The sequence below is a fragment of the Burkholderia perseverans genome, assembly GCF_022870505.1.
Lineage (GTDB): Bacteria > Pseudomonadota > Gammaproteobacteria > Burkholderiales > Burkholderiaceae > Burkholderia > Burkholderia plantarii.
On sequence record NZ_CP045094.1, the window covers coordinates 1139565 to 1165508 of the forward strand.

Consider the following 25944-nt stretch of genomic DNA (forward strand, 5'->3'; position numbering starts at 1 on the left):
GCATCGATCGGCTCGTCGGCGGAGGTGAACACCGGTGTGAGTACCGGAGCAGGGCGGGACGAAGCGGCGGCGTGTAAGCGCTGCACGGCCCGTCCTCGAATCGTCCGACTGTAGCGCAATTTTTCCGGACGAGGGGCGGCCATGCGCGATGCCGGCGATCACGAAAAACGGATACGGATCGTGCGCGAACCCGTGTCGTCCGGGCCGCATCGGGCGCCTCGCGCGGCCCGCGCGGCGCCGGCGGCTTTGCCCTCGGCCCGGCCGGCGCGGTAAGATGCCGTCATGCTTTCGTCGGCTTTCGCGCCGTCGGCGGCCATTCTCACGCCACCCACGCCACCCTCCTCCGAGATCCGATGCAATCCGTCCCGGCTTCCCTCTCCCTGACCGATACCGCATTCTTCTTCGATTTCGACGGCACGCTCGTCGATCTCGCGCCGACGCCCGACGGCATCCACGTACCCGCTTCGCTGCCCGCGCTGCTGACCGAGCTGCGCACGCTCACGCGCGGCGCGGTGGCGATCGTCTCGGGCCGCGGCATCGACAGCATCGACGGCTTCCTCGGCCTGACGGACCTGCCGATCGCCGGCCTGCACGGCGCCGAACGGCGCGACGCGAACGGCGACACGCAGCGCGTCGGCTTCAACGACGAGCGCCTGCTGCGCATCGAGCGCGAACTCGCCGCGGTGGTCGAGCACCATCCCGGCATGCTGCTCGAGATCAAGGGCGCGGCCGTCGCGCTGCATTTCCGCAACGCGCCCGAGCGCGAGGCGGTGGCGCGTGAGGCCGCCGAACGGCTGGTCGCCGACTATCCCGACGCCTACGTGCTGCAGCCCGGCAAGATGGTGTTCGAGATCAAGCCGAAGGGCGTCGACAAGGGCCGCGCGATTGCGGCATTCCTGAACGAGCCGCCGTTCGCGGGCCGCACGCCGGTGTTCGCCGGCGACGACCTGACCGACGAGAAGGGCTTCGCGGTGGTGGACGCGGCGGGCGGCCTGTCGATCAAGATCGGCGCGGGCGATACCACGGCGCGCACGCGGCTCGATTCGGTCGAGGCGATGCGCGCGCAGATCGCGGCCTGGATCGCGGCGGAGCGCACTCGCGCATGAGCCGGCTGATCATCGTATCGAATCGCGTCGCGCCGATCTCCGAAGGCGAACCGGCCGCGGGCGGCCTCGCGATCGGCGTCTACGACGCGCTGAAGGAAACCGGCGGCATGTGGTTCGGCTGGAGCGGCGAGGTGGTCGCCTCGGGCGCGCCGCAGATCCGCGTGGAGGAGCGCGGCCCCGTCACGTTCGCCACCATCGGCCTCGCGCGCCGCGACTACGACCAGTACTACCGAGGCTTCTCGAACGCGACGCTGTGGCCGGCGTTCCACTACCGGACCGACCTGATCCAGTATGACCGCCACGAATTCGAGGGCTACGGCCGCGTCAACGTCTGGCTCGCGCAGCAGCTGGTGCCGCTGCTGCGCGCCGACGACGTGATCTGGGTCCACGACTATCACCTGATCCCGTTCGCGCAGGCGCTGCGCGCGGCCGGCGTGAAGAACCGGATCGGCTTCTTCCTGCATATCCCGTTTCCGGCCGCGCAGGTGCTCGTCAACGTGCCGCCGCACCGCGCGCTGGTCGAGGCGATGTGCTCGTATGACCTGCTCGGCTTCCAGACCGAGCCGGACCTGCGCGCGTTCTGCGACTACATCGACGCCGAGGCGGGCGGCAGCCTCGAGCGCGGCGGCGAAGCCGGCATCCGCGGCGGCGGCCCGGTGACGATCCGCGCGTTCGGCCGCGTGCTGCAGGCGCATGCCTATCCGATCGGCATCTATCCCGACGAGATCGCCTCGCTCGCGCAGGCGGGCGCGAACGGCCGCGCGGTGCGCACGCTCGCCACCTCGCTGCACGGCCGCCAGCTCGTGATGAGCGTGGACCGGCTCGATTACTCGAAGGGGCTCGTCGAGCGCTTCCGCGCGTTCGAGAAGCTGCTCGAACACGAGGCGTCGTACCGCAACCGCGTGTCGTTCCTGCAGATCGCGCCGTCCACGCGCGCGGACCTGCGCGCCTACCAGGACATCCGGCTGCAGCTCGAGGGCGAGTCGGGGCGCATCAACGGCCGCTACGCGGAACTCGACTGGGCGCCGATCCTCTACATCCACCGGCAGTACGAACGGCCACTGCTGGCCGCGCTGTACCGGCTCGCGCGCGTCGGCTTCGTGACGCCGCTGCGCGACGGCATGAACCTGGTGGCGAAGGAATACGTGTCGGCGCAGGACCCCGAGGATCCGGGCGTGCTGGTGCTGTCGCGCTTCGCGGGCGCCGCGCGCGAACTGACGGGCGCGCTGATCGTCAATCCGATGGACATCGACGGGATGGCCGAGGCGCTCGCGCAGGCGCTGTCGATGCCGGTGGCCGAGCGCCGCGCGCGCTACGCGGACATGATCGCGCAGCTGCGCGAGAACAACGTCTCGGTCTGGCGCGACAACTTCCTGCGCGATCTACAGCGGGCCGGCTGAGCCGCGCGCCGCGCGTTGCTTGCATTGCGCCCATGAAAAAACCGCCGGCTGGACCGGCGGTTTTTTATTTCACGATGACTCCAGCATCGAATTTTGCTGGACTACGCCAAGGCTCGATACAGCAGGTTTATCAAGAACTTAGGCGAGTTCAACATATGCCGGTGCTTTCCGAAACTTGACCCGGCTCCTGCCCGCGTGGCCCTCATGCGGCTCTTGGGAACCGGGGTTTCCGAGGAGTCATCGTGGCAAAAATCAAACTCACCAAAACCGCCGTAGAAGCGGCGCAACCCCAGGCGCAGGCCATCGAACTACGGGATACGGTCGTCCCCGGTTTCCTGTGCAAGATTACCCCAACGGGCCGTAAGGTGTTCATGCTCCAGTACCGGACGAACACCGGAGAGCGCCGCAAGCCCGCCTTGGGCCGGTTCGGGGAACTGACCGTGGAACAGGCTCGTGTCATGGCGCAGGACTGGCTGGCCGAGGTTCGCCGGGGCGGCGATCCCGGCGGTGCCAAGGCCGAAGCCCGCAAGGCACCGACGGTCGAAGCGTTGTGCAAGAAGTTCATGGAGGATTACTCCAGGAAGCGCAACAAGCCGAGCACGCAGGATGGTTATCAGGCCGTCATCGATCGCTGCATCATTCCGCTGTTAGGCCGCAAAAAAGTACAGGACGTGAAGCGGCCCGACATTGCGGGGCTGATGGAAAAGCTGGCCTACAAGCCGGCCGAGGCGAACCATGCTTTCGGCGTGCTGCGCAAGATGTTCAACATGGCCGAAGTGTGGGGCTACCGCCCGGACGGCACGAATCCCTGCCGGCACGTCCCCATGTTCCCGGCCGGCAAGGCTACTCGTCTAATCAATGACGAAGAAATGGCGCGAATCTTCCGCCAGCTCGATCTTCTGGAGGCCGAGGGGCTGGAGAACTACGTCATCCCGTTGGCGATCCGGCTGCAATTCGAGTTCGCCGGCCGACGCTCTGAAATCTGCGCGCTCGAATGGGACTGGATCGACTTGGAGAACCGGCGCGTCGTATGGCCGGACAGCAAGACCGGCGGCATGTCCAAGCCCTTGAGCGAAGAAGCCCATCGTCTGCTTTCGACAGCGCCGCGCCGGGAGGGCTGCCCCTACGTTTTACCATCGCCCAACGATCCGATCAGGCACCTGACTCATGGCGAGCACTACGGGGGCTGGACGCGCGTGCTCAAGGCCGCCAATGTGCCGCACGTCGGTACGCACGGCATTCGCCACCGCTCGGCGACCGACATTGCCAATTCAGGCATCCCGGTCAAGGTCGGCATGGCGCTGACGGCGCACAAGACCGTGGCGATGTTCATGCGCTACGTCCACACCGAGGACAAGCCGGTGCGGGAAGCGGCCGAACTGGTGGCGAACCGGCGCAAGACCATCACTGGGGCTAAACGCACTCTTGCTGCGGAGGCGACGGCATGACTCGGCGCACGGTATCCATATCGTCGTCCGCCGCGCCAGCCGCGCTGCGGGGGGCATTCGGGCACTGATTGAGGCGGCGCGCCGACGGCCGATCCATCCTGCTTACGTGTCGTGCAACCGTCGAAATAACGATGCCAGTGCGCTTGTCGCAATAAATATCCTTGAAATGGTATATTATGGATGGGAATCGTGAACGGCCCCTGATGTGGCTTGGCAGCAGCAAGAAGGACTTACTGGCGCTGCCGGTTCCGGTACGAAAATTCTTCGGGCACGCGCTGGATTTCGCGCAGCACGGCGGCCAGCACGCTGCTGCCAAGGTGCTCAAGGGCTTTGGCGGTGCCGGCGTGCTGGAAGTCGTGGAAGACGATGCGGACGGCACATACCGCGCCGTCTATACAGTGCGTTTCGTTGAGGCGGTGTTCGTGCTGCATGTCTTCCAGAAAAAGAGCAAGCGCGGCATCGCCACGCCGCAGGCAGACATGGAAATCATCCGAAAGCGGTTGCAGATGGCTGCAATCGTGGCACAGGAGTTGGGAAATGAAGAAGCGCGTCATTGACGGTATCGAGGTCGAGGCCAGTTCGGGCAATGTATTTGCCGACCTGGAATTGCCCGACGCCGACCAGCTCAAGATCAAGTCCGGGCTGACCATCGAAATCGCCCGGGCCATCCGCGAGCGTGGATTGACCCAGGCCGAGGCGGCCCGTCTCATGGGGCTGACGCAGCCCAAGGTCTCCGCGCTGCTGCACGGGTCGTTCTCGAATTTTTCCGAGCGCAAGCTGATGGACTGCCTGACCCGGCTTGGCTATGACATTGAAATTCGCGTTCATGCGTCCAGCGCGAGCGTCGGACACCTGATGCTCACGCCTGCCTGATCGGCGACCAGTCACGCCTATCGGCCACACATCATGACGACACACACTGACTTTCCCAAGGGCACTGACAACGTGCTGCACGACCTCGGATTTGATGAGGACAAGGCGCTGTTGGCGAAGGCAGCACTCGCGCTCAAGCTCAACGAACTGATCGACCAGCGCGGCCTCAGTCTGTCCGAAGCTGCGACAATGACCGGCATGGGCCAGCTCAAGGTGTCGCTTGTGCGTCGCTACAAGCTCCAGACGATTTCGCTCGAAGTGTTGATGCAGGCGCTGGTGTCGCTTGACCAGCATGTCGAAATCGTGGTGCGGCCCGCGCAGCAAGCCGGCGCGCACGGCATCACCGTCGCAGCTTGAACGGCGAACCTCCACACGTTTGCATCTCAAATCTATCCGGCTGGCTGCCAGACGCAAGTCGGGCACCCGCGCAATCGTTTTTTTATACCACCAGCCTGCTGCTGGCCATCGGTGCAGTCGTTGCGCTGCACTATCACCAAGAGGCTACGGCAACGACGCCCCTCTGATTGACAAGGTATCGAGCTGTCTTGAGTTCATTGAAACAGGCGCTAAATGAAGGACGCTTCGCCTGCGTACTGGAGGTCGTTCCTCAACAATCTCCTTCGCGCCTGGCCGCGCTTGAGCAAATCGTGCAACGCGGGCACTTGGCAGGCTGGTCGTTACTGCCGGCCTTTGCCGATCGTGTCGGTCTGCACTCGGATTTGAGTCCGATGGAAGGCGCTGGCGCATTAGGAAATCCGGCTTCGTCCTTGCTGCATTTCTCAGGCAAGGATCGGGAGCGTGCGGACTTGCTGCACCAGATGGAGTCGATGAAGGCGCAGGGTCTGGAACAATTGCTGCTGCTCAGTGGTGATCGCTTGCCGGGCCACCATCCTGGCCGGGCACCGGTGCGTTATCTGGAGTCGGTCTCCGCGTTGCAGATTGCCCGCGAGCACGGCCCGGACTGGCTGTTGGGCGCGGCGTTGAACCCGTTCAAATACCGCGAGGAAGAAGGCGGCGCACAGTATCTGAAGGCGCAGAAAAAGCTTCTGGCGGGCGCTGATTTCCTGACCCTGCAACTCGGCTTCGACGCCGCCAAACATATTGAAGCCCAGAGCTGGATGCGCACCCAAGCGCGTATGAAACCCATGCTGGCTTGCGTGATGAAGCTGACCGACAGGCGCGCAACCGTTATGCAGGCCGTGCCCGGCATCGTTATCACCGAATCCGTGCGCGAGCTGTTGAGCAGGGAGCGGCAGGTATCGCAGGCCTATGCCAGCGCACGAAGTCTCGAACGCCTGGCGCTTCAGATCGTGGGCCTGCAATTGATGGGCTATGCCGGCGTTCATGTGTCAGGGGTGCATACGCTGGACGAACTGCTGTCGTTGGAGCAGGCGATCATCGAGCAGCGGGATAGCGTTACCTCGCTGACCGATTGGGCCGAACGATGGCAGGCAAGCTGGCAAATGCCTGGAGTGCCCCAGGTGTGCTTCGCCCCCGAACCCGGTGCCTGGGAAATGGGGCAATTCACTGTCACCGCCACCCGCCGGGAGCGCCTGCGATACACGCTACTTTCTACGGTACACGACCTGTTCTTCAGTCGCACGGGATGGCTCAGCCGAGCTTTTGGCTGGAGCGTGACACGGCCGATCTGGAAGGCCGGCGTGGCGGCGAGCGCGCTACATGCTGTCGAGCGGACGGTCAAACGCCCGCTGGTCGGCTGTGATACCTGCGGCCGATGCCGCTTGCAGGACACCCTCTACGTCTGCCCCGAGACGTGCCCCAAAGGCCTGGCAAACGGCCCCTGTGGCGGCACCCAGTTCAATCGTTGCGAATTTGGCGACCGCGAGTGCGTACACAGCGTCAAATACCGGATCGCCAAATCCGCCAATCAGTTGCCTGTGCTGGCGCAGACGTTGATTCCCTGCATAGAAGCGGGCAGCCGGCACCGCAGTTCCTGGCCTGAATGGTTCGAGGCCGCCGATTCGACATCAGAGAGTTGAATCGAGCGGCGCAGGGAAGCGTTCAAACCACGCTATGCGCAGCGATGTTGCGATATTGGCCTTTGAAATACAGCAATGGCTGCGCCGCAGCCGTTTTTTGCAGGTCGAGAGCTTTCACCTCGCCAATCACGATCAGGTGATCCCCGGCGACGTGTTCGGCGTAAATTTCGCAATCGAGCCAGTGCAGGCTGCCGGCAATCAGCGGATTACCCAGCGGCGATTCACGCCGTTCGATTCCGTGCCACTTGTCCGTGCCTCGCCGGGAGAATTGGTCGGAAATCCCGATTTGCTCATCTGACAGGATATTGACGGCGAATCGACCTGCCTGGCGGATTTTGGGATAGCTGGTCGAAGTGGACATGACGCTGAATGACACCAGCGGCGGGCTCATCGACACGCTATGGAACGATTGGCAAGTGAAGCCGACCGACTCGCCATCGATGCGTGACGTAATCACCGTGATACCGGATGCGTAGTGCCCGAGCGCCTCACGAAAGCTCAATGGCTCGATAGCAGTACTGGGGAGTGACATAGTAGATGCTGGATGCAGCTCGAAAGTGCCAGGGAAGGCGTGAAGCCGGCCGGCCGGTAATATGAGCGGACTTCAGCCTTTGCCAATGTTGAAAGCGGACGGCCGATCAAGGATCGGCCAGATCACCCACTCAATTCTTCGCGTCTGGCCGTCGTTAGCTACCCACGGCGACCATTTTCCGCGCCAGAATTAGTTCGAGAGTTCTCCGCGAACGATTTCTGCGCCGGCGCTCAAGGCTTCCAGCTTGCCTTTCGCTATTGCACGGGACAACGGAGCCATGCCGCAGTTGGTGCAAGGATAGAGCTTGTCGGCATCGACGAATTGAAGTGCCTTCCGCAAGATATTGGCAACTTCCTCCGGCGTTTCGACGGTATCGCTTGCCACGTCAATAGCCCCCACCATCACTTTCTTGCCGCGGATAAGCTCGATGAGTTCCATCGGAACGTGAGAGTGTTGGCATTCCAGCGAGACTATATCGATACTGGATTTTTGCAGCTTGGGAAATATTCTTTCATATTGCCGCCACTCTTCCCCGAGCGTCTTTTTCCAGTCCGTATTGGCTTTGATGCCATAGCCATAGCAGATATGGACGGCCGTTTCACACTTGAGCCCTTCAATGGCCTTTTCCAGTGTGGCGATGCCCCAATCATTCACATCATCGAAGAAAACATTGAATGCCGGCTCATCGAACTGAATGATGTCGACACCGGCCGCCTCCAGCTCCCTGGCTTCCTGATTCAGGATCGTCGCAAATTCCCAGGCCAGTTTTTCGCGGCTCTTGTAGTGATCGTCATAGAGCGTGTCGATCATCGTCATCGGGCCGGGTAGCGCCCATTTGATCGGTTGCTTCGTCTGCTGACGCAGGAACCGGGCATCCTCGACAAAAACCGGCTTCCGGCGCGCAACCGGGCCAACGACCGTCGGTACGCTTGCATCATAGCGATCCCGGATTCTGACGGTCTTGCGGTTCTCGAAATCGACGCCGTCCAGATGCTCGATAAACGTGGTCACAAAATGCTGGCGCGTTTGTTCGCCATCGCTGACGATGTCGATGCCCGCGTGTTGCTGTTCTTGCAGTGACAGACGCAAGGCATCCTGTTTGCCCTCAATCAATCCCTCGTCCTGCAACTTCCAGGGCGACCAGAGGGTTTCGGGTTGTGCAAGCCAGGAGGGTTTGGGCAGGCTGCCAGCAGTGGAAGTGGGGAGCAATTTCTTCACAATAAATGACCTTGAGTTTCCGATTGATTAGAGAGCGTAGTTGGCAGACCACTGCTCAAGAATCGCCCGGTATGGCTTGATAAAACACTCTTCGACAAACTTTCCCTGCTCGATAGCCAGCCGGCTACGTTCTTCCCGATCGTAAACAATTCGGGTCAGCGAAAAATCCTGATATTTCAGACTTGGCTGATAGGTTTCCCCTGCCGCAGAATTCGCATTGTAAATTTCAGGCCGGTAAATCTTCTGGAACGTCTCCATCGTGCTGATGGTGCTGATAAGCTCAAGATCACTGTAGTCGCCGAGCAAGTCGCCAGAAAAATAAAAAGCCAAAGGTGCAACGCTATCCGGCGGCATGAAATAGCGAACCTTTAACCCCATTTTTTTGAAATATTCGTCAGTCGGGGAATATTCGTCTTGCCGGTATTCGACGCCCAGTACCGGATGTTGATTAGTAGTCCGGTAATAGGTCTTACTGCTCGAAACGCTCAGGCAGATAACGGGCTGCTTGTCGAAGTGAGCCTTGTATGTATCCGAATTCACGAAGCACTTGAACAGCTTGCCATGCAGATCGCCAAAATTATCCGGGGTGCTGAATTCAGGCTGGCTCTTATTGTGAGCCAGCAATAGAACGCTAAAGTCGTAATCGCGCACGTAAGAGGAAAAATTATTCCCGACCATGCCCGCGATGTGTTCGTTGGTTTTCCGATCGACGATAGTCGTTTTCAGGATTTCAATCAAAGGCAGAGAGTTGCCACCGCTTTCGCCATCAATATTCATCTCAACAGAAATGATTTCGAGTATGACGGCGTAGCGATCACCCTTGGGGTTGTCCCAATGCGCAAGGGCATTGAAACGATTGTCAATCATCCTGAAAGTGTTGCGCAGATTCTCCTGGCGGCTCTCCCCTCTGGCCAGGTTGGCAAAATTGGTTGTGATGCGCGTATTTTCCGAAGGGTGATAATCCTCATCAAAACAAGTGCTCTTAATAGAAAACGTAAAATCTTTGCTCATTGCGATCCTTCACCCTGATTTGCGAGGTCAACCCTTGAATTATTAATCGTCCAGCACCTCCCGGTTTTATTCCTGATTTTCTGCCGGGCACCATCTGGTGTTGATATTCAGGGCGGATTCTATGTCAAAACATCAATGAACAAAAGTGACGTTATTTCATAAAACCATTAGATGTGCTCATGGACCGAGGCGCGCGTTGGTTCGCACGCGGATTGGGTTCCCCTCTATTCCCGCCTTGCATTGCCTGTGGAAGGCAGCTACAGATGGCAAGATCACGACTCGATTGCAGAGTCGTCGCCGTAGAACTTCACGCCGAGTTGAATGCGTTCCCGTCCGCTTTCGAGGCGGTGCTGGTTGGTATCGCGCAGCGAGTAGACGCAACCGCAATATTCTTGCTGGTAGAAGTTTTCGCGCTTGCTGATCTCGATCATGCGCGCCGAGCCGCCGCCTTTGCGCCAGTTGTACTCCCAATACAGCATGTCGGGATAGTGCGAGGCTGCGCGCACGCCGCAATCGTTGATCTGTTGCATGTTCTTCCACCGCGAAATACCCAGCGAGCTGGTGATGACGGGGAAGCCATGTTCATGCGCATACAGTGCCGTGCGCTCGAAACGCATGTCGAAGCACATGGTGCAGCGGATGCCGCGCTCCGGTTCGTTCTCCATGCCCCTGGCACGCTCGAACCAGTTGTCGCGGTCGTAGTCGGCATCGACGAACGGAATACCGAATTTCTCTGCAAACCGGATGTTCTCCTGCTTGCGCAGTTCGTATTCCTTTAGCGGATGGATATTCGGGTTGTAGAAGAAGATCGTGAAGTCGATGCCGGAGGCCTGGATGGCTTCCATGACTTCACCCGAACAAGGCGCGCAGCAGGAATGCAGTAGCACCTTCTTGTGCCCGCCCGGCAACGCCAGCGGCTTGCGTTCGGTTGTGGATGTCATGAGCAGTCTCCATGAATACGCCCGCGCTCGCCGGACTGGAAAACCTTGCATTATGGTTTCCAACCGGAGGAAATGAAAATGGATATGTTTTCATGTCCTTATGAGCCGCATTCATGGAACCAACTGCCGCACGGCATCAAGCCACGTCCGCCCGTTTCGCCTGATCGACAAAGGCCCGCAGGTAATCGGTACTTACGTCCGCCTCGCGCGCACCTAGGTAGATGTGTTTGGCAATACCGTTCTTACCCAGCCGTACCGGCACCACATCCATTTTGTCCGCGTATTCCAGCACCAGCCAGCGCGGCAGCGCAGCGACGCCGCGGCCGCTGGCGACCATTTGCAGCATGATGTCGGTGGTCTCGATCGGCTTATGGCGTTTGGGCGTAATGCCGGCTGGCGTGAGGAACATGCTGTAAATATCCAGGCGATCGACCGGCACCGGGTAAGTCACCAGTACCTCATTGGTCAACTGCCAGGGCTTGACGTATTCCTCTTTCGCCAACCTGTGGTTGCCGGCAACGACCAGGACCTGCTCGTAATCGAATACCGGCTCGAATACCAGGCCAGGCTTGTCCAGCGGATCGGGCGTAACCAGCAGGTCGATCTCGTAACCGAACAGTGCGCCGATGCCGCCGAACTGGAATTTTTGTTTGACGTCCACGTCCACATCCGGCCACGCGGCCAGATAGGGCGACACGACTTTCAACAGCCACTGGTAACAGGGGTGGCATTCCATGCCGATGCGCAGGGTACCTCTCTCACCCTGGGCGAACTGCTGCAAGCGTTCTTCGGCCAGATCCAGTTGCGGCAGCACCCGGTTGGCTACCGCCAGCAGGTACTGGCCTGCCTGGGTCAGGCGCAGGCTGCGGCCTTCGCGCAACCAGATGTCGGTGCCCAGTTGCTGTTCCAGTTTCTTCATGCTGTGGCTCAAGGCCGATTGCGTGACGTGCAGGACGCCTGCGGCCGCGGTCAGCGAACCTTGCTTTTCTACTTCCTGCACGATGGACAAATGAATACGGTCAAGCATGATGAATGAGTAAAATTCATATTTTATTGAGATAAGTCTATTTTACGTCATCATCAACACCCCTGCGATCCGACAATTCACGGTTTTTTTCTGCTACGCCCGCTGCCAATAGCGCCGCAATACGATTCAACTTCTCTCTGCGCGTCCCCGGCTGCATAGCCGGTCGCGCTGTCGTGCTCTGCATCGAACCTCGCTGCGCGAGTTTCGCCCCCTTCGGGCTTCCATCGCTGACGCCTACGGCCCAGATTCCCTGATCCGGGCCTGCGCGCTTCGCTTGCGTGCGGTCGGCACATCGAGGCGGCCGTTGCCTGTCCAGCCGTCTTCCCTGACTTCATCCCCTTATCCGCGACTGTAGCCCACGGCCGTGTGCCGTCAAGGCGCGCAGGGCCGTGTCCTCGGCTACGCCTGCGGGCCGCACCAACCCTGCGCTTTTCTCCTTGACGCCCCCCGTCCGCGCGCTCCTGACCGTCGCGGGCGATGAACTCAGGAAAGACGGTGGCAACGAGGCCAACCGGGTTCTTCGTGCCGAGCGCACCGGAAGTCCAAAGCGGGCTCCGAATCTTGGAATCCGGTTGCGGTGAACAGCCAACCCTTTCTTTGTCAGGAGAAGTGCCATGCAACTCGCTACCCGTTTCGCTTCACGTTCGCCGGTGCTGCGTTCCGACTATCCGCTGTCGGATGACCAGATTCGCACCGTAGCGCCTTCCATCTTTGCGAACGCCCCACACGAAAGCCGTTCGGAACGGTACAGCTACATCCCCACCGCCACCGTGCTGCAAGAACTGCGCGGGGAAGGCTTCGAGCCTTTCATGGTGTGCCAGACCCGCGTGCGCCACGACGACCGCCGCGACTACACCAAGCACATGATCCGGCTGCGCCACGCCAGCCAGATCAACGGCCGCGAGGCCAACGAAATCATCCTGCTGAACTCGCATGACGGCACGAGTAGTTATCAGATGTTGGCCGGGATGTTCCGCTTCGTGTGCCAGAACGGCCTTGTTTGCGGCGACACCGTGGCGGACGTGCGCGTACCCCACAAGGGCGACGTGGCCGGGCACGTCATCGAAGGCGCTTATGAAGTCCTGCATGGCTTCGACCGAGCGCAGGAATCCCGCGATGCCATGCAGGCAATCACGCTGGATGCCGGGGAATCGGAAGTGTTCGCCCGTGCCGCGCTGGCGTTGAAGTACGACGAGGCCACGCCCGCGCCCATCACGGAATCGCAAATCCTGCTGCCGCGCCGCCACGACGACAGCCGCCGTGATCTGTGGAGCGTGTTCAACCGCACCCAAGAAAACCTCATTAAAGGCGGCCTGTCCGCTCGCGCCGCGAACGGTCGCCGCCAGACCACGCGCCCGGTGCAAGGCATTGACAACGGTATCCGCCTGAATCGTGCCTTGTGGCTGCTAGCCGATGGCCTGCGCCAGTTGAAAGCCTGATTCCCCTCGCGGCAGGGGCAGGCAGCAGCCCTTGCCGCTTCTCTCGCTGCTGCATCCCAATCGCTAGGAGCTATCACCATGAACGCCGTTCTGAAAACCGAAATCCATGCCATCGAAACCGCCGCGCCGCTGGAAGTGGCCGACCCGACCAAGAACCTGATTCTGGTTCCGCTGTCGCAGTTGTTGCCGCGCCGTTCCAAGCGCAATGTCCGCACGACCCCGCGCCAGTCCATCCCCGAACTGGCCGCGAGCATCGCCCGCGTCGGCCTGCTGCAAAACCTCATCGTCATTCTGTCCGCCGATGGCGAACAGTACGAAGTCGTTGCGGGCGATCGCCGTCTGACCGCGTTGAAACTGCTGGCAAAGAAGAAGCGCATCACTGCCGATTACGAAGTGCCGTGCCTGCTGGTGGCCGATGCGTCCGCCCGTACCGTGAGCCTCGCCGAGAACGTGCAACGCGAGGCCATGCACCCCGCCGACCAGTTCGCGGCCTTTGCCGCGCTGGTAAAGGAAGGTCGCCCCGTCGAGGACATTGCCGCCGACTTCGGCGTGTCGCCGCTGGTGGTGCAGCGCCGCTTGAAGCTGGCGAACGTGTCGCCGCGCCTGATGACGGATTACCGCGCCAGTAGCGTGACGCTGGAACAGTTGATGGCCCTGACCATCACCGACGACCACGCCGCGCAGGAAGCCGCGTTCTACGGTGCGCCGGAATGGCAGCGCGGCGCATCCGCGCTACGCGACCGCCTGACCGAGCGCGAAATCACTGCCACGCATCCACTGGTGCGCTTCGTCGGGTTGGACGCCTACACGGCAGCAGGCGGCGGCATCCGCCGCGATCTGTTCGCCGAAGGCGATGCCGGAACTTATCTGACCGACGCCGCGCTGCTGGAAACGCTGGTACGCGGGAAGCTGGACGCGCAGGCCGAGGACGTGCGCGCCGAGGGTTGGGCGTGGGTGGAAGCCGTGCCGCACATGAGCCATGCCGACCGGCAGACGTTCCAGAACGCGCCGCGCCAGCGCCGCGAACCGACCGCCCGCGAAGCCCGCCGCATCACTTCGCTGCAAACCCGTCTCGACAAGATCGACGCTGAACTGGAAGATGCCTACGACGCCGAGGACGTGGACGAGGACAAGACCGGGCCGCTGGAATCGCGCCGTGAACAGGTGGCCGGGGAACTGCAAGCCGTGGAAGATGCCTTGCAGGGCTACGCCCCGGACGTGTGCGCCGTGGCCGGTGCCATCGTGACGCTCGACCGCGACGGCGAAGCCGTGATTCATCGCGGCCTGCTACGCGAGGCCGAGGCGAAGGCGTTGCGGACGCTGGCAAAGCTGCGGCAGGGTTTCAGCGCGGGCGACGGTGCGAACGACGAGGAAGGCGACGACACCGACGACGCGCCCAAGACCGCGAGCCTGTCCGACCGGCTGGCGCAGCGGTTGAGCGCCCACCGCACGGCGGCGCTGCAAATCGAAGTCGCACGGCATCCGCACGTCGCGCTGGCCGCGCTGGCGCATGGCATGGTGCAGGCCGTCTTGCAGGGCAGCCACTACGGCCACGACCTGCCGCTGGGCGTGAGCCTGAAAGTGCAAGACCGGCTGGAAGGCTTCGCCCCGGACGTGCCGGAATCGGCTGCTGCCGTGGCGCTGCGCACCTTGCAGGAAGTCGCAAGTGAAGCCTTGCCACAGGACAGCACCGAACTGTTCGCCGCGCTGCTGGATAAGTCGCAAGACGAACTGGTACGCCTGCTGGCCGTGTGCGTGGCATCCACCGTGGACGTGGTGACGCCCCGCGCTGCGCAGCATCAACCCGGCGCGGAACTGGCGCAGGCCGTGGGGCTGGACATGGCCGCATGGTGGAAGCCGACCGCCGAGGGTTATTTCCGTCACATCGCCAAGCCCGCGATTCTGGAAGCTGTCGGCCAGTACGCGCCGGAGCACGTCACCCGCCTGTCGAAGTTGAAGAAAGGCGACATTGCCAGCGAAGCCGAACGGCTGGCCGATGGCACGGGGTGGATGCCTGCCGTGTTCCATATTGACCACGATACCGAGCCGGAAGGCGTGCCGCAGGTGGTCGAAGCAGATACGCCGGAAGATGCCGCCGACGAAGTGGAAGCGCACGCGCTGGCCGCGTGAGGTAGTCCCATCGCCCCGGTGTATGGCACCGGGGCTTTCTTCCATCCATGACCGGGCGCGGCAAGTTTGCCGCGCCCGGTTTCAACGTCCATAGCAAAACCGCGCCGTCGCCACCTTCGGCCAGGTGGCGACGGCGCGGGCGCGCAAGCTGCTTGCGCGCGGCACAGCGAATCGGTGCCCGCTGGCGCGGGCAAGATTTTCGATCACGCCCCTCCACAATCGACGGGGCGTGTGCGGGGCTACGCCCCCGCTTGCTGCGGCAGGTTGTGCGAAAGCGCGCCGTCCTCGACGCTGGCGGTTCGCCTGTCCGTCACGAAAGACGGTTCATCGACACGCCGCCCGGCCTTGCTCATGGAGCTTCCACGCCACGCCTCACGCACGAGGCCGCCTGCGGCGGCAGGGGCATTCTCGTCTTTGTCGTTGGTGTTGGCCTTGCCCGCGTCAGGGCACGAGCCAGTGCATCCGTCATGCGGGATGCCGAGGTCGGCCATATCTCCTTTCGGAAGCGGGCGGCCATTGCGTCCTTGGCTTGTCGTGAATCCTGGCGAGGGCACGGCTGCGCCTTGGGCTTCATGGCTGCAACCTTCCAGCGAAAACAATTTCCCCGCCGCTGCGCGGCTTCCTCGCGGGACAAATTGTTTTCGCTTCCAGGTGCTCCACGATGTTGCGCCCGCTGCGCGGTGCCGCCAGCCCATCCCCCGCCGGCCGGTTCACAACAAGGACGCGATGGGCGCGACCCTGTTCAACCCGAAAGGAGAAACATCATGGCTAACATCGGCACCTTCGCCGCAGAGAAAGACGGCTTCACCGGCACGCTCCGCACCTTGACACTCAACGTCAAGGTCAAGCTGGTTCCCAACGACAAGGGCGACAGCGAGAACGCCCCCGACTTCCGCGTGCAGGCGGCGAGCCACGACATCGGCGCGGCGTGGAAGAAAGTCAGCAAGGCCGAACGGCCCTACGTGTCCGTGACCCTCGACGATCCTTCGTTCCCGGCAACGGTCTATGCCCGTCTGATCGAAGGCGAGGACGGCACGCACGACCTGATCTGGTCGCGCAGCAAGCCGCAGGCGGCGGACTGACCGCCGCCCACCGCGCCCCGCCCATTGCGGCGGGGCGTTGTGCTGCTGGCGCAGCACGTCACGCACGCGCCTACGGCGCGTCGCGTTCCTTCAAGATGGCCTCAAGCTCCTGGCGAACGCGCGCCATAAGCTGCTCGGCCTTGCGCGAGCTGTCGCCGGCGTAGGCCAGCGTCAGCAACGTCAGCGGATGCACTTCCATCACTTCGCACAGCTCAGTCAGCTTGTGCAAGGTCGGGTTCTTCTGGTCGCGCTCCAGCGAACTCATGTAGGTGCGGCTGGACACGTCGGAGAACGCTTCCTGGCTCAAGCCACGCGCTTTCCTGACTGTCCGTATCGCCGTCGCTAACGAGTGCTTTGCCGCCACCTATGGTTTCCCCTCAAAAACCAAGATGACAGCCGATTGCGCCCTATAGGGCTACAATCTATAGTGTTCATTTGGTGATGTTGATTTCCGTATTCGTGCTTTTACGGAAATCCGCATCGGCGGATTCCGACAGAATCGGGAAACCGCATCTGTGCCTTTCCAGACATACACGATTCCGCTTTCGTGTTTCCGTACCTGTACGGATTCGATGGTTTGTGCATCCGTGCTTACGCACGAAAGCACAAACCCGGTTTTGCCGCTTCGTGCTTCAGTGCAAAGGCGGATTCGTACATCTCTGGTTTTGTGCGGTTCCTGACCATGACGCTGCCGTTGACCACCGCCGACGAACGCACGCAACTGCTTGCCAACGGCGCGGCACGCGCCGCCGGCCAGCACATCGACCCGCTGCCCGTGGTGCGGCTGTTCACCCCCGACGCGCACGCCATCTGGCTGCTCGCTGCGCTCGATCCCGCCGATGGCAATACCGCGTGGGGATTGATCGACCTCGGTATCGGGATGCCGGCGCTGGGGACGGTCAAGCTGTCCGACCTGGCCGGCATCGTCGGGCCGCAGCAGCGCCCCGTGCTGCGCGACGTGTATTTCCGTGCGGCGCGGCCGTTATCCGAGTATGTCCGGCTCGCGCAGCGCGACGGTTCCATTCCCGACTGACCGCGGCATATTGTGTCTTTCTCGGTCTGGGTCCAGACAGTGACGGTCTGGATCGGCACTCTTGCACCGTTCGGGCGCGACCCTGACTGAATAAGACAGGATATGCAGTGCGGTTTGCGGCAGGGTGTCCGGTGCTGCGCGCCATTTGCGTGCGGCGTAGCCGCCGCACCCGGACGTTTCGTGCAAGGCTTCGGAGCCAATCAATCTTGACACCCCTCATTACAGCTTGAGTTTACGCCTGATGGATGGCGCTTTGATGTTGATGCCGTAGCTCCCATGACCGACGCCCGTGGCGACGTGCCTGCTCGACAGGAGGTAACGTCATGGCCGATCGAAGCACCGACGCCTGGTATCCGACCGCCGCGTATCTGTACGCGCTGCATCTGGACGGCCCCGCGCTGGCTTGGGAATACCTGCGCCGGCATCCCGACTACCGGCGCGACTGGCTGCGCCGTCGCCGCCAGCCGGAAGCGGCGCACGCCTGGGGTTTGCGTATGCTGGAAGACCCGGCGCTGGATGCGCGCGACGCGCATCCAGACTGGTTCCCCGATCCCGCTGGCGTGCTCCAGCTCTATCCCGATGCCGATCCGCCGCCGGAGGCTGACGCTTTCGCGTTCTGGCGTATCCCCGGCCACAAGCACCTGATCCACGACGGCAAGCGCCTGGTGCTGACCGCAGACTGGCCCGGCTGCTGCGTGCGACTCGCACTCGCGCCGGGTCTGGCCGATGGTATGGCCTACCTCTACGCTGTCCGTGCTTGCGCCGCGCCGTGCGCAACCTATCGCACGGTCACGGCCGAGCTGGACAAGCTGGCGACGGCGGACGGAGCTGCGCCTGCGGCGGCGGCCCGTTCCCGGCCCACGCCTGCTGCGCTGCTGGAACTGCACACCTTGCAGGCGCTCGACGCGGCCCTCGCGGGCGCGTCCTTGCGCGAGATCGCTGTCGGACTGTTCGGCGCCGAGGCCGCGGCCGCCGACTGGTACACCGACGGCGGCCTGCGCTCGCGCGTGCGCCGCCTCGTTCGGCGCGGCCAGGCGCTGATGCGCGGCGGATATCGCCGCCTGGCACAGATCGCCTGACCGCCACAGGGTCGTTTTGCCTGCGTAGCAAAACGACCCTCTGCACAACGCATGGCTTTCCCAAGACTGTCTCCATCCGGTCGCGTTGTGTGGCCGGGCGTTCCCGACCGATGGAGGTTCACCCCATGCGTCCCGCTCCCTTGCGGCCTGCCGCCGCTGCCGTCGCCACGACACCCCAACCGCAACGCTACCTCACCAACGACGAAGCCGCCGAATACCTGCGGCTGTCGCCGCGCACGCTCGAAAAGCAGCGCGTGATCGGCAACGGGCCGAAGTTTCGCAAGTTTGGCCGCCGCGTCATGTACGCGATGGCCGACCTCGACGCCTGGGCCGACCAGCGCAGCTACGAAACCACGTCCGATCCCGAGTACGCCGAATGCCATTCGGCCGACAGCCGTGCGCGCTGATCGGTGGCTCGCCGGTGGCCGTCGCCATGTCAAGCCCATCGGGGAAGCGGGAACAGCTCGACCTGTTCCGCGCGCTACCGGGCGACGGTATGGTGCCGCGCGACAGCCAGGACCTGATGGCTTTTCCGTTCTTTTCGCTGGCAAAGTCGCGGCGCATCGCGCCGATCGACTTTCGCAGCGGCAACGTCACGATCCGCGTGGAGGGCACGCAGGAGCACGGCATTGCCACGATCTGGGATGCGGACGTGCTGATATGGGCGGCCTCGCAGATCGTGGAGGCGCGCGACGCGGGCCTGCGCCCGTCGCGCTGGATACATGCGACGCCCTACGAGATCCTGCGCTTCATCGGGCGCGGTACGTCGCTCAACGACTATCTGCGCCTGAAAGCCGCACTCGACAGGTTGCAATCGACCAGCGTGGCAACGTCCATCCGCGAGACGACCGGGCGGCGGCTGCATCGCTTCTCGTGGATCAACGAGTGGAAGGAGCTGGCCGACGCCCGCGGCACGCCGCTGGGCGTCGAGCTGATCCTGCCGGACTGGTTCTATGCCGGTGTGCTCGATGCCGCCCTGGTGCTGACCATCGACCCGGCGTATTTCCGGCTCACGGGCGGCATCGAGCGGTGGCTGTACCGACTGGTGCGCAAGCACGCCGGACGGCAGGAGCATGGCTGGCAATTCGACTTCCGGCACCTTCACCGCAAATCGGGCAGCGCGGCCCGCTTCTCGGACTTCGCCTACGACCTGCGCGCGCTGGTAGCGCGGCAATCGTTGCCCGGCTACGTGCTCGGCATCGAACGGATGCCGGACGACGGAACCGAGCTGCTGATTTTCCGGCCCGTGCCGTACACGGCACGGGGATAACCCGGGGACATCCTGTGGACGGACTCGTGCTATCAGGCGTACCGGGTATCGTGCTATCAGGAGTACGCCTATCGTGCTATCAGGAGTATGAAACCGCCGCAAAGCCAATAACGGCGCGGGTTTCAGCGTCCCTTAACTTATCTAACCTAAAAGCTCTAACAAATAGTAGAGGCACGCCGCGTCTGTGGACAACCGCCGAACGGCACGCGCGCGCCGTCCCTTCACCCCGGAGGGCCGCGCCATGATCGTTGCCTTCCTCAACCAGAAAGGTGGCGTCGGCAAGACCACGCTCGCCACCCATGTTGCCGGTGAGCTGGCGATGCGCGGGCAGTCGGTCATCCTGCTGGATGCCGACCCGCAAGGTTCGGCGCTGGACTGGACGCAGCGCAGGAGCCAGCAGGGCTTGCCGCGCTTGTTCAGCGCCGTGGGCCTCGCCCGCGAGACGCTGCATCAGGAAGCACCGGAGCTGGCCCGTCGCGCCGATCACGTCGTCATCGACGGCCCACCGCGCATCGCCGCCCTGGCGCGCTCCGCGCTGCTGGCGGCCGAGCGCGTGCTGATTCCCGTGCAGCCCAGCCCCTACGACTTGTGGGCGTCGTCGGAGATGGTCGCATTGATCCGCGAGGCGCAGGTGTTCCGGCCTGCGCTGCGCGCGGCCTTCGTCGTCAACCGGCGCATCAGCACCACCATCATCGGCCGCGAGGCGCGCAGTGCGCTCGCCGAGCAATCGCTGCCGGCGCTGCGCGCCGACGTGCATCAACGCATCGTGTTCGCCGACAGCGTGGCCGCTGGCCGGCTCGCCCGCGAGACGGCACCGGACAGCGCCGCCGCCCGCGAAATCGCCGCGCTGACCGACGAGCTGCTGCGGTGGCCGACATGAGCCAGCCGATCAGCAAGCGGCCGGGCAAGCGCGTCGGCATCGGCGCACGTCCACCAGCGAACCCGCACGCCGAGGCGTGGGTTCGCCAGGGTGATGCCGACGGCATCCGGAAAGGCGACCTATACACCGCACGCCTGACCCTCGACATTACGCCCGCCATGCGGGCGCGCATCAAGGTGTCGGCCTTCACGCAAGGCGTGACCGTGGCCGAACTGCTGCGCGCGCTGCTGCAACGCGAGTTTCCCGAAAAACGCATGGAGAACCTGCCATGAACGCATCCGCTCTGGCGGCCACGGCTGCCTCATCGGGCACAACCGCGCCATCGCTCGCGGTGCTCGCCGGCCAGGCCGGCATCACGCCGCTGACGCGCGTTTCGCTCGCCTACATCGAGCAGCGCATCGACGTGTATCTGCGCTTCGGCGTGCCGGCGCGCACCGTCCGGCTCGACCGCTGGCGTCGCGTCGCGGTGTTCCTGCCGCGTGCGATGTTCTGCCGCATTCGCTGGCAGGCGAACGACTACGGCACGATCCGCTGGCAGCTCATGGTGATGCAGGCTTGCACGCCTCTGGACGCGGCGCAGCGCATCCCCGGCGTGCTGCCGGGCGCGCGCCTGCTGCTGCACGTCGAGGGCGAACCCGCCGTGCGCGCGGTGCTGGCGCAGCTCGACGCCATTGAGGCGCAGAGCATCGCACCCGCCGACGTGTCGCCCGCGTACTGGCGCACGCTCGGCAACCGGCTCGCTTCACGCTTGCCGCTGCCGGCATACACCGCCGAGCGGCACGCCGCCTGGCTGGCCGGGAGGGCGCTGCCATGACAGCCCCGAATACCACGGCCAACGCGCCCATCGTTCCGCCACGTTCTCGCTCGCGCGGTCGCGTTCGCATCGTCGTGGCGATACTGGCCGCCGTCGGCTTCGCTGCGCTGGCCTGGGCGTCCTTCGTGTCGCCGCTACCGCGCCTGACCTACAACCCGTCCGACAGCGTGGCGGTCGGCTGGTATCGCATCGACCCGCGCACCGACTCGCCGTCACGTCCGTTGTTCGTGGACAGCATCGTGCTGGTGCCGCTGCCGGCCAAGGCTGCCACGCTCGCTGCGCAGCGCGGCTACCTGCCGGCTGGCGTTCCACTACTCAAGCCGGTGGCCGCTATCGCGCCGCAGCAGGTGTGCATTTCGGGCGGCATCGTCCGCATCGACGGCGTGCCTTCGGCCACCGTACTGCGTGCCGACCGCATGGGCCGCCCGCTGCCATCGTGGCGACAGTGCCGCCGCCTCGAACCGGGCGAGCTGTTCCTGTTGAGCACGACCAATCCGGCGTCATTCGACAGCCGGTATTTCGGCCCGGTCAGCGCATCCACTGTAATCGGTGTCGCGCATCCGGTCTGGCTGGAGACACGCCGATGATGGCCGCCGGTTCGCTGCATAGCGTTGTGCATTCGATCGTGTCATCCGACGTGTGCTTCCGCTGGCCGTCGCCGTGTCGTCGCGCGTGTCGTGCGAGCGCATTCGCGCTGCACGTCGCGCAACATCCGGCGACGCTTTCCACCGTGCAGGCATCTTGCCTTGAACGCGCCCGGCCGATGGCCGTGGCCGCGTTCCCCGGCGCGCTGGCTGCGAGCAGCGCAGCGCCGCCGGGCCGCCGATGCCTGGAGCGACAGCGAAAGGCAAAGGCGGAAGGCAAGATAAAAGGTCGCGGCACATGGCCGCTTGAAAACCTTGTCTGCACATGGGGGGAGCGCGGCACGCGCTATGGGGCGGCAGCGTGCCGCGAAGGTGCGCAACGCCGCATTGGCGTTGACGAAAGCGCGTGCTTCGTCCGCTGGACTGCGCCGGTCTTGGATGGGGCTACGCCATGAGCCAGCGCAAGGATCAGAACGGCAGCGACCGTTTCCGCGTCCGTCCCGGTGCGCCGAAGCAGCGCGGCGATGCCTTCGTCAACAAGGTGCTGCGCCAGACCAGCAAGGCCGGCGCGAAGCTTGGCAAGGCGGCGGGCAAGGTCGGCCATCGCCCCGGTTCCCGGCTGGGGCGCGGCCATGTCGCGGCGCGCTTCGCGGGTCGCGGACTGGGCGCGAACGCCCGGCGCGTGACGATCAAGGCAAGGCTGGTGAATCTGAAACAGGCCGGGCCGCGCTCGACCGCCGCGCACCTGCGCTACATCGAGCGCGAAGGCGTCGATCGCCAGGGCGGCCCGGGCCATGCCTACGGGCCGACGACCGATGATGCCGACCTCGAAGCGTTCAAGGAACGCGGTGAAGGCGACCGGCACCAGTTCCGGTTCATCGTCTCCCCGGAGGATGCCGAACAGCTCGATGACTTGCGCACCTACACCCGGCACCTGATGGCGCGCATGGAGGCCGACCTGGGCACGCGGCTGGAATGGGTCGCGGTCGATCACTGGAACACCGACAACCCGCACACGCACGTCGTCCTGCGCGGCAAGGACGACACCGGCAAAGACCTCATCATTTCCCGCGACTACATCGCCGAGGGGATGCGCCGGAGGGCATCGGAACTGGCGACGGAATGGCTGGGGCCGCGCACCGAACTGGAGATGCAGCACGCCATGCAGCGCGAAGTCGATCAAGAGCGGTGGACGGGGCTGGATCGCACCTTGCAGCGCGAGGCCGTGGACGGCCTGGTGCAGCCGGAGATGCTGGCCGAACCCCGGTTGCATCGCCAGCGGCAAATGTTGATCGGCCGCCTGCAACGCTTGCAGCGCATGGGGCTGGCGGCCGAACAGCAGCCCGGCACCTGGGCCATCCACGCCGATGCCGAAACCACGTTGCGGGCAATGGGCGAACGCGGCGACATCATTCGCACCATGCAGCGGGCCATGAGCGGCCAGCAGCGCGAGCTGGCCGTGTTCCGGCCCGGCGGCGAGGATGGCCGCGCCATCGTGGGCCGCGTCGTCGGCAAAGGGCTGGCCGACGAGCTGTACGACAAGGGCTATCTGATCGTCGATGGTACGGACGGCAAGGCGCACTATGTCGCGCTGCCGCCGCGGTCGGAACTGGAGCAGTACCCGGCCGGCGCCGTGGTGGAAGTCAAAGGCGCGGCCGACGTGCGCGCGGCCGACCGGAACATCGCGGCACTGGCCGTCGATGGCGTGTACCGCACCGATCATCATCTGGCCGTGGTGCAGGGACAGGCCAGGCCCGACCGCGACCCGCGCGAGGTGGTGGCCGCGCATGTGCGTCGGCTCGAAGCCTTGCGCCGTGCCGGCATCGTGGAGCGCGAAGCCGAAGGCGTCTGGCGCATCCCCGGCGACCTGGCCGAACGAGGCCGCCAGTACGATGCGCAGCGGCCCGGTGGTGGCGTGGCGGTGGAACTGAAATCGCACCTGCCCATAGAGCGGCAGGCCCGCGTAATCGGTGCCACCTGGCTCGACCAGCAGTTGATCGACGGCGGCAAGAAGCTGGGCGACCTGGGCTTTGGGGCCGAGGTCAAGGATGCGCTACGCGAGCGTGCTGACTTCCTGGCCGAACAGGGTTTGGCCGAACAGCGCGGGCAGCGTGTCGTTCTCGCACGCAACCTGCTGGCAACGCTGCGCGGGCGCGAGTTGGCGAAGGCGGCGAAGGACATAGCCGCCGAAACCGGCCTGGAGCATCGTCCCGTGGCCGACGGGCAGCGCGTTGCTGGCATCTACCGGCGTAGCGTTATGCTCGCGAGCGGCCGCTACGCGATGCTTGACGACGGCATGAGTTTCTCGCTGGTCCCATGGAGGCCAGTGATTGAACAACAGTTGGGCCAGCAGCTTGCCGCTACGGTGCGCGGCAATGGCGTATCTTGGGACATTAGATGGAAACGCGGACCATCCATTACCTAGATAAGTGCGCTGCGCACCGTCATTCATGGAACGAAATTACTCAGGCTTCCCAAAGACCTCTAGAACGAAGTCAATAAACGTCCGTAGTTTAGGCGTCATCTGCCGGTCAGGTGCGAAGAGAATATGAAACGGCCGAGCGGGGGCCGGAAAATCTTCTAAAACTTCGACGAGGCGTCCGTCGGCCAAGTCGTCTTGGACCAATTCATTGGGCTGGAACAACAACCCCATACCTGCACGAGCAGCGGCCATCAGGCTTTCACCGTTATCCACTATCAATCGTCCGCTTACAGGAACAGAGATCACTCCCTCTGGACTGTTGAATGCCCAATGCGAGCTTAATTGTGGATGGAAAAATCGAAGACATTCGTGATGCTGAAGGTCATTTGGATGCTTAATCGGTGGCTTGGAGTTAAGGTAGCTAGGGGATGCACAAAGCTTCAACCTATACGGTTCCAGAGGTCTTGCCACGAGCCCGCTATCGGTCAGTTCACCGACTCTCAAAACTACGTCGAACCCTTCGTGTATGAGGTCTACATATCGGTTTGACAGCGTAAGCTCCACCGATAGCTCGGGGTAGCGCGCCATATAAACCGGTAGCGATTTTGACAGTGCGTACATGCCGAATGTCGCTGGAGCACTGATTTTTAGGCGTCCACGAGGTATGCGATGGGTTTCGGCAACTAACCCTTCGGCAGATTCCATGTCGGCAAGAATGGCCTTTACGCGGTCGTAATAGATCGTGCCAATTTCGGTTAGATGCTGCCGACGCGTCGTTCGATTCAACAGCCGGGCGCCAAGCAACTCCTCCAGTGCCCGGACATGCTTCCCCACAAGTTGGGACGACATCCCCAACTCATCGCCCGCAGCGGAAAAAGAACCACATTCCACCGCTTTAGCGAAAACCCCCATGCTGATGAATCTATCCATTGCAAACAGAATGTTTCAAGTGTTGGTGAAATTTGGCTATTTATCGCGGAATGTGAACAAGTCTACGATCTCCTGGTTTTTTCAACAAGGAGTTCGCTATGAAGGTTGCAATCGTCGGTACGGGCAACATGGCCACCGGCCTGTCCGAAGTTCTCGCAAGTGCCGGCCATCAGGTCGTCATCGGATCGCGTGACGAGCAAAAGGCGCAAGCTTTAGCCGCCAAAGTCGGACATAACGCCACGGCAACAAGCATTGCCACCGCTGCGCAATCCTCGGAAGTCGTTGTGCTGGCCGTGCCCTACGGTGCATTGAAGGACACGGCCGACGCGGCGGGGAAGCTCGCTGGCAAGGTGGTCATCGACATTTCCAATCCGATCACGGCCGACTACAAGGATTTGGTTGTCGGCCACACCACGTCCGCGGCCGAAGAGCTGCAGAATCACGCGCCTCACGCGAAGGTCGTCAAGGCGTTCAACACGGTCTTCGCGCAACTGCTCTCTCGGGAAGCTCGCAAAGGTAAGCCGCTGCAAACCTATGTCGCCGGTAACGACGCGGATGCCAAGAAATTGGTATCGACCCTCGTCGAATCGGTCGGTTTTGAAGCCGTCGAAAGCGGGCCGTTGAGCAACAGTCGGTTCATCGAGCCGATCGGTGAAATGAATATCCATTTCGGCTTCTTTCTCGGCCAGGGTACTTCGGTTGCTCCGGCATGGGTCACTTTCTGA

29 protein-coding genes are annotated in these 25944 nt (G+C 63.1%); 21 read left to right on the plus strand and 8 right to left on the minus strand.

All coding sequences use genetic code 11. The features are described from left to right. The first annotated feature begins 353 nt into the window (after positions 1-353). The 7 genes from otsB to BpN12_RS19785 all read left to right on the plus strand — a co-directional run bounded on the left by otsB (position 354) and on the right by BpN12_RS19785 (position 6827). Entirely contained in the window at positions 354-1106 is a 753-nt protein-coding gene (gene otsB, locus BpN12_RS19755) for a trehalose-phosphatase (RefSeq protein WP_246797148.1), read from the plus strand. Continuing rightward, positions 1103-2506 carry an alpha,alpha-trehalose-phosphate synthase (UDP-forming) gene (otsA, locus tag BpN12_RS19760; RefSeq protein WP_246797149.1) on the plus strand — a complete coding sequence of 468 codons (1404 nt, stop codon included), beginning with the start codon at positions 1103-1105 and terminating at the stop codon, positions 2504-2506. Before otsB ends, otsA begins: the two co-directional genes overlap by 4 nt. 242 nt (positions 2507-2748) lie before the next feature. Next, entirely contained in the window at positions 2749-3954 is a 1206-nt protein-coding gene (locus tag BpN12_RS19765) for a tyrosine-type recombinase/integrase (RefSeq protein WP_246797150.1), read from the plus strand. A gap of 176 nt (positions 3955-4130) precedes the next feature. After that, entirely contained in the window at positions 4131-4511 is a 381-nt protein-coding gene (locus BpN12_RS19770; RefSeq protein ID WP_246797941.1) for a type II toxin-antitoxin system RelE/ParE family toxin, read from the plus strand. Next, the gene (locus BpN12_RS19775) at positions 4492-4827 is read left to right on the plus strand and encodes a helix-turn-helix domain-containing protein (RefSeq protein WP_246797151.1); all 336 of its coding nucleotides are present in this window, start codon (positions 4492-4494) and stop codon (positions 4825-4827) included. The genes BpN12_RS19770 and BpN12_RS19775 overlap by 20 nt, the downstream gene beginning before the upstream one ends. Before the next feature lie 33 nt (positions 4828-4860). Then, on the plus strand, positions 4861-5184 hold the full coding sequence (locus tag BpN12_RS19780) for a helix-turn-helix domain-containing protein (protein WP_246797152.1): 324 nt from the start codon (positions 4861-4863) through the stop codon (positions 5182-5184). Positions 5185-5372: 188 nt separating this feature from the next. Then, positions 5373-6827, plus strand: a complete 1455-nt coding sequence (locus BpN12_RS19785; protein ID WP_246797153.1) for a methylenetetrahydrofolate reductase C-terminal domain-containing protein — start codon at positions 5373-5375, stop codon at positions 6825-6827. 22 nt (positions 6828-6849) lie between these two features. On the opposite strand, the gene BpN12_RS19790 is transcribed toward BpN12_RS19785, so the two are convergent. The 5 genes from BpN12_RS19790 to BpN12_RS19810 form a co-directional block, all read right to left on the minus strand. Next, positions 6850-7359, minus strand: coding sequence for a flavin reductase family protein (locus BpN12_RS19790; RefSeq protein WP_246797154.1), 510 nt, complete (start codon positions 7357-7359; stop codon positions 6850-6852). Positions 7360-7548: 189 nt separating this feature from the next. Continuing rightward, positions 7549-8577 carry a methionine synthase gene (locus BpN12_RS19795; protein WP_246797155.1) on the minus strand — a complete coding sequence of 343 codons (1029 nt, stop codon included), beginning with the start codon at positions 8575-8577 and terminating at the stop codon, positions 7549-7551. Between the two features lie 27 nt (positions 8578-8604). Beyond that, on the minus strand, positions 8605-9588 hold the full coding sequence (locus BpN12_RS19800) for a DUF1852 domain-containing protein (protein ID WP_246797156.1): 984 nt from the start codon (positions 9586-9588) through the stop codon (positions 8605-8607). A gap of 272 nt (positions 9589-9860) precedes the next feature. After that, on the minus strand, positions 9861-10529 hold the full coding sequence (locus BpN12_RS19805) for an epoxyqueuosine reductase QueH (RefSeq protein WP_246797157.1): 669 nt from the start codon (positions 10527-10529) through the stop codon (positions 9861-9863). 136 nt (positions 10530-10665) lie between these two features. Continuing rightward, entirely contained in the window at positions 10666-11556 is an 891-nt protein-coding gene (locus tag BpN12_RS19810) for a LysR family transcriptional regulator (RefSeq protein WP_246797158.1), read from the minus strand. Between the two features lie 614 nt (positions 11557-12170). Between BpN12_RS19810 and BpN12_RS19815 the strand changes: the two genes are divergently transcribed. Continuing rightward, the gene (locus BpN12_RS19815; RefSeq protein WP_246797159.1) at positions 12171-12995 is read left to right on the plus strand and encodes a DUF932 domain-containing protein; all 825 of its coding nucleotides are present in this window, start codon (positions 12171-12173) and stop codon (positions 12993-12995) included. A gap of 78 nt (positions 12996-13073) precedes the next feature. After that, positions 13074-15125 (plus strand): ParB/RepB/Spo0J family partition protein, encoded by a 2052-nt coding sequence (locus BpN12_RS19820; RefSeq protein WP_246797160.1) that lies wholly within the window; start codon positions 13074-13076, stop codon positions 15123-15125. A gap of 239 nt (positions 15126-15364) precedes the next feature. On the opposite strand, the gene BpN12_RS19825 is transcribed toward BpN12_RS19820, so the two are convergent. Then, positions 15365-15616, minus strand: coding sequence for a hypothetical protein (locus BpN12_RS19825; protein WP_246797161.1), 252 nt, complete (start codon positions 15614-15616; stop codon positions 15365-15367). A 273-nt stretch (positions 15617-15889) separates the two neighbouring features. On the opposite strand from BpN12_RS19825, the gene BpN12_RS19830 reads away from it, so the two are divergent. After that, positions 15890-16207 carry a DUF736 domain-containing protein gene (locus tag BpN12_RS19830; protein WP_246797162.1) on the plus strand — a complete coding sequence of 106 codons (318 nt, stop codon included), beginning with the start codon at positions 15890-15892 and terminating at the stop codon, positions 16205-16207. A 70-nt stretch (positions 16208-16277) separates the two neighbouring features. Here BpN12_RS19830 and BpN12_RS19835 read toward each other — a convergent pair whose 3' ends face one another. Next, a complete protein-coding gene (locus BpN12_RS19835) occupies positions 16278-16571 on the minus strand; it encodes a helix-turn-helix domain-containing protein (protein ID WP_246797163.1) in 294 nt (97 codons plus the stop codon). Between the two features lie 318 nt (positions 16572-16889). Between BpN12_RS19835 and BpN12_RS19840 the strand changes: the two genes are divergently transcribed. The 10 genes from BpN12_RS19840 (at position 16890) to BpN12_RS19885 (ending at position 24292) form a co-directional block, all read left to right on the plus strand. Next, the gene (locus tag BpN12_RS19840) at positions 16890-17240 is read left to right on the plus strand and encodes a DUF2958 domain-containing protein (protein WP_027793668.1); all 351 of its coding nucleotides are present in this window, start codon (positions 16890-16892) and stop codon (positions 17238-17240) included. 323 nt (positions 17241-17563) lie between these two features. After that, a complete protein-coding gene (locus tag BpN12_RS19845; RefSeq protein WP_246797165.1) occupies positions 17564-18319 on the plus strand; it encodes a DUF7011 domain-containing protein in 756 nt (251 codons plus the stop codon). Between the two features lie 125 nt (positions 18320-18444). Beyond that, positions 18445-18726 carry a helix-turn-helix transcriptional regulator gene (locus BpN12_RS19850; RefSeq protein WP_246797166.1) on the plus strand — a complete coding sequence of 94 codons (282 nt, stop codon included), beginning with the start codon at positions 18445-18447 and terminating at the stop codon, positions 18724-18726. A 26-nt stretch (positions 18727-18752) separates the two neighbouring features. After that, complete coding sequence (locus tag BpN12_RS19855; protein WP_246797942.1) at positions 18753-19589, plus strand: replication initiator protein A; 837 nt, start codon at positions 18753-18755, stop codon at positions 19587-19589. A 241-nt stretch (positions 19590-19830) separates the two neighbouring features. Further along, a complete protein-coding gene (gene parA / locus BpN12_RS19860; RefSeq protein WP_246797167.1) occupies positions 19831-20469 on the plus strand; it encodes a ParA family partition ATPase in 639 nt (212 codons plus the stop codon). Continuing rightward, positions 20466-20741, plus strand: coding sequence for a chromosome partitioning protein ParB (locus BpN12_RS19865; protein WP_246797168.1), 276 nt, complete (start codon positions 20466-20468; stop codon positions 20739-20741). The genes parA and BpN12_RS19865 overlap by 4 nt, the downstream gene beginning before the upstream one ends. Then, positions 20738-21283 carry a DUF2840 domain-containing protein gene (locus BpN12_RS19870; protein ID WP_246797169.1) on the plus strand — a complete coding sequence of 182 codons (546 nt, stop codon included), beginning with the start codon at positions 20738-20740 and terminating at the stop codon, positions 21281-21283. Before BpN12_RS19865 ends, BpN12_RS19870 begins: the two co-directional genes overlap by 4 nt. Further along, positions 21280-21870, plus strand: a complete 591-nt coding sequence (locus tag BpN12_RS19875) for a S26 family signal peptidase (protein WP_246797170.1) — start codon at positions 21280-21282, stop codon at positions 21868-21870. Before BpN12_RS19870 ends, BpN12_RS19875 begins: the two co-directional genes overlap by 4 nt. Next, positions 21867-22322, plus strand: a complete 456-nt coding sequence (locus tag BpN12_RS19880; RefSeq protein WP_246797171.1) for a hypothetical protein — start codon at positions 21867-21869, stop codon at positions 22320-22322. Before BpN12_RS19875 ends, BpN12_RS19880 begins: the two co-directional genes overlap by 4 nt. Next, entirely contained in the window at positions 22319-24292 is a 1974-nt protein-coding gene (locus BpN12_RS19885; RefSeq protein ID WP_246797172.1) for a relaxase/mobilization nuclease and DUF3363 domain-containing protein, read from the plus strand. Before BpN12_RS19880 ends, BpN12_RS19885 begins: the two co-directional genes overlap by 4 nt. A 36-nt stretch (positions 24293-24328) precedes the next feature. Here BpN12_RS19885 and BpN12_RS19890 read toward each other — a convergent pair whose 3' ends face one another. After that, positions 24329-25219 (minus strand): LysR family transcriptional regulator, encoded by an 891-nt coding sequence (locus BpN12_RS19890; protein ID WP_246797173.1) that lies wholly within the window; start codon positions 25217-25219, stop codon positions 24329-24331. A gap of 98 nt (positions 25220-25317) precedes the next feature. On the opposite strand from BpN12_RS19890, the gene BpN12_RS19895 reads away from it, so the two are divergent. Continuing rightward, positions 25318-25944: an NADPH-dependent F420 reductase gene (locus BpN12_RS19895; RefSeq protein WP_246797174.1), complete on the plus strand. Its 627-nt coding sequence runs from the start codon at positions 25318-25320 to the stop codon at positions 25942-25944.

What these genes read in the sequence shown, in the direction of transcription:
- BpN12_RS19840 (WP_027793668.1), top strand. Translation starts at nt 16,890, where the DNA reads ATGACGCTGCCGTTGACCACCGCCGACGAACGCACGCAACTGCTTGCC.
- BpN12_RS19885 (WP_246797172.1), top strand. Translation starts at nt 22,319, where the DNA reads ATGAGCCAGCGCAAGGATCAGAACGGCAGCGACCGTTTCCGCGTCCGT.
- parA (WP_246797167.1), top strand. Translation starts at nt 19,831, where the DNA reads ATGATCGTTGCCTTCCTCAACCAGAAAGGTGGCGTCGGCAAGACCACG.
- BpN12_RS19820 (WP_246797160.1), top strand. Translation starts at nt 13,074, where the DNA reads ATGAACGCCGTTCTGAAAACCGAAATCCATGCCATCGAAACCGCCGCG.
- BpN12_RS19805 (WP_246797157.1), bottom strand. Translation starts at nt 10,529, where the DNA reads ATGACATCCACAACCGAACGCAAGCCGCTGGCGTTGCCGGGCGGGCAC.
- BpN12_RS19880 (WP_246797171.1), top strand. Translation starts at nt 21,867, where the DNA reads ATGATGGCCGCCGGTTCGCTGCATAGCGTTGTGCATTCGATCGTGTCA.
- BpN12_RS19825 (WP_246797161.1), bottom strand. Translation starts at nt 15,616, where the DNA reads ATGGCCGACCTCGGCATCCCGCATGACGGATGCACTGGCTCGTGCCCT.
- BpN12_RS19870 (WP_246797169.1), top strand. Translation starts at nt 20,738, where the DNA reads ATGAACGCATCCGCTCTGGCGGCCACGGCTGCCTCATCGGGCACAACC.
- BpN12_RS19810 (WP_246797158.1), bottom strand. Translation starts at nt 11,556, where the DNA reads ATGCTTGACCGTATTCATTTGTCCATCGTGCAGGAAGTAGAAAAGCAA.
- BpN12_RS19845 (WP_246797165.1), top strand. Translation starts at nt 17,564, where the DNA reads ATGGCCGATCGAAGCACCGACGCCTGGTATCCGACCGCCGCGTATCTG.
- otsB (WP_246797148.1), top strand. Translation starts at nt 354, where the DNA reads ATGCAATCCGTCCCGGCTTCCCTCTCCCTGACCGATACCGCATTCTTC.
- BpN12_RS19890 (WP_246797173.1), bottom strand. Translation starts at nt 25,219, where the DNA reads ATGGATAGATTCATCAGCATGGGGGTTTTCGCTAAAGCGGTGGAATGT.
- otsA (WP_246797149.1), top strand. Translation starts at nt 1,103, where the DNA reads ATGAGCCGGCTGATCATCGTATCGAATCGCGTCGCGCCGATCTCCGAA.
- BpN12_RS19830 (WP_246797162.1), top strand. Translation starts at nt 15,890, where the DNA reads ATGGCTAACATCGGCACCTTCGCCGCAGAGAAAGACGGCTTCACCGGC.
- BpN12_RS19875 (WP_246797170.1), top strand. Translation starts at nt 21,280, where the DNA reads ATGACAGCCCCGAATACCACGGCCAACGCGCCCATCGTTCCGCCACGT.
- BpN12_RS19775 (WP_246797151.1), top strand. Translation starts at nt 4,492, where the DNA reads ATGAAGAAGCGCGTCATTGACGGTATCGAGGTCGAGGCCAGTTCGGGC.
- BpN12_RS19780 (WP_246797152.1), top strand. Translation starts at nt 4,861, where the DNA reads ATGACGACACACACTGACTTTCCCAAGGGCACTGACAACGTGCTGCAC.
- BpN12_RS19865 (WP_246797168.1), top strand. Translation starts at nt 20,466, where the DNA reads ATGAGCCAGCCGATCAGCAAGCGGCCGGGCAAGCGCGTCGGCATCGGC.
- BpN12_RS19850 (WP_246797166.1), top strand. Translation starts at nt 18,445, where the DNA reads ATGCGTCCCGCTCCCTTGCGGCCTGCCGCCGCTGCCGTCGCCACGACA.
- BpN12_RS19895 (WP_246797174.1), top strand. Translation starts at nt 25,318, where the DNA reads ATGAAGGTTGCAATCGTCGGTACGGGCAACATGGCCACCGGCCTGTCC.
- BpN12_RS19770 (WP_246797941.1), top strand. Translation starts at nt 4,131, where the DNA reads ATGGATGGGAATCGTGAACGGCCCCTGATGTGGCTTGGCAGCAGCAAG.
- BpN12_RS19855 (WP_246797942.1), top strand. Translation starts at nt 18,753, where the DNA reads ATGTCAAGCCCATCGGGGAAGCGGGAACAGCTCGACCTGTTCCGCGCG.
- BpN12_RS19790 (WP_246797154.1), bottom strand. Translation starts at nt 7,359, where the DNA reads ATGTCACTCCCCAGTACTGCTATCGAGCCATTGAGCTTTCGTGAGGCG.
- BpN12_RS19815 (WP_246797159.1), top strand. Translation starts at nt 12,171, where the DNA reads ATGCAACTCGCTACCCGTTTCGCTTCACGTTCGCCGGTGCTGCGTTCC.
- BpN12_RS19800 (WP_246797156.1), bottom strand. Translation starts at nt 9,588, where the DNA reads ATGAGCAAAGATTTTACGTTTTCTATTAAGAGCACTTGTTTTGATGAG.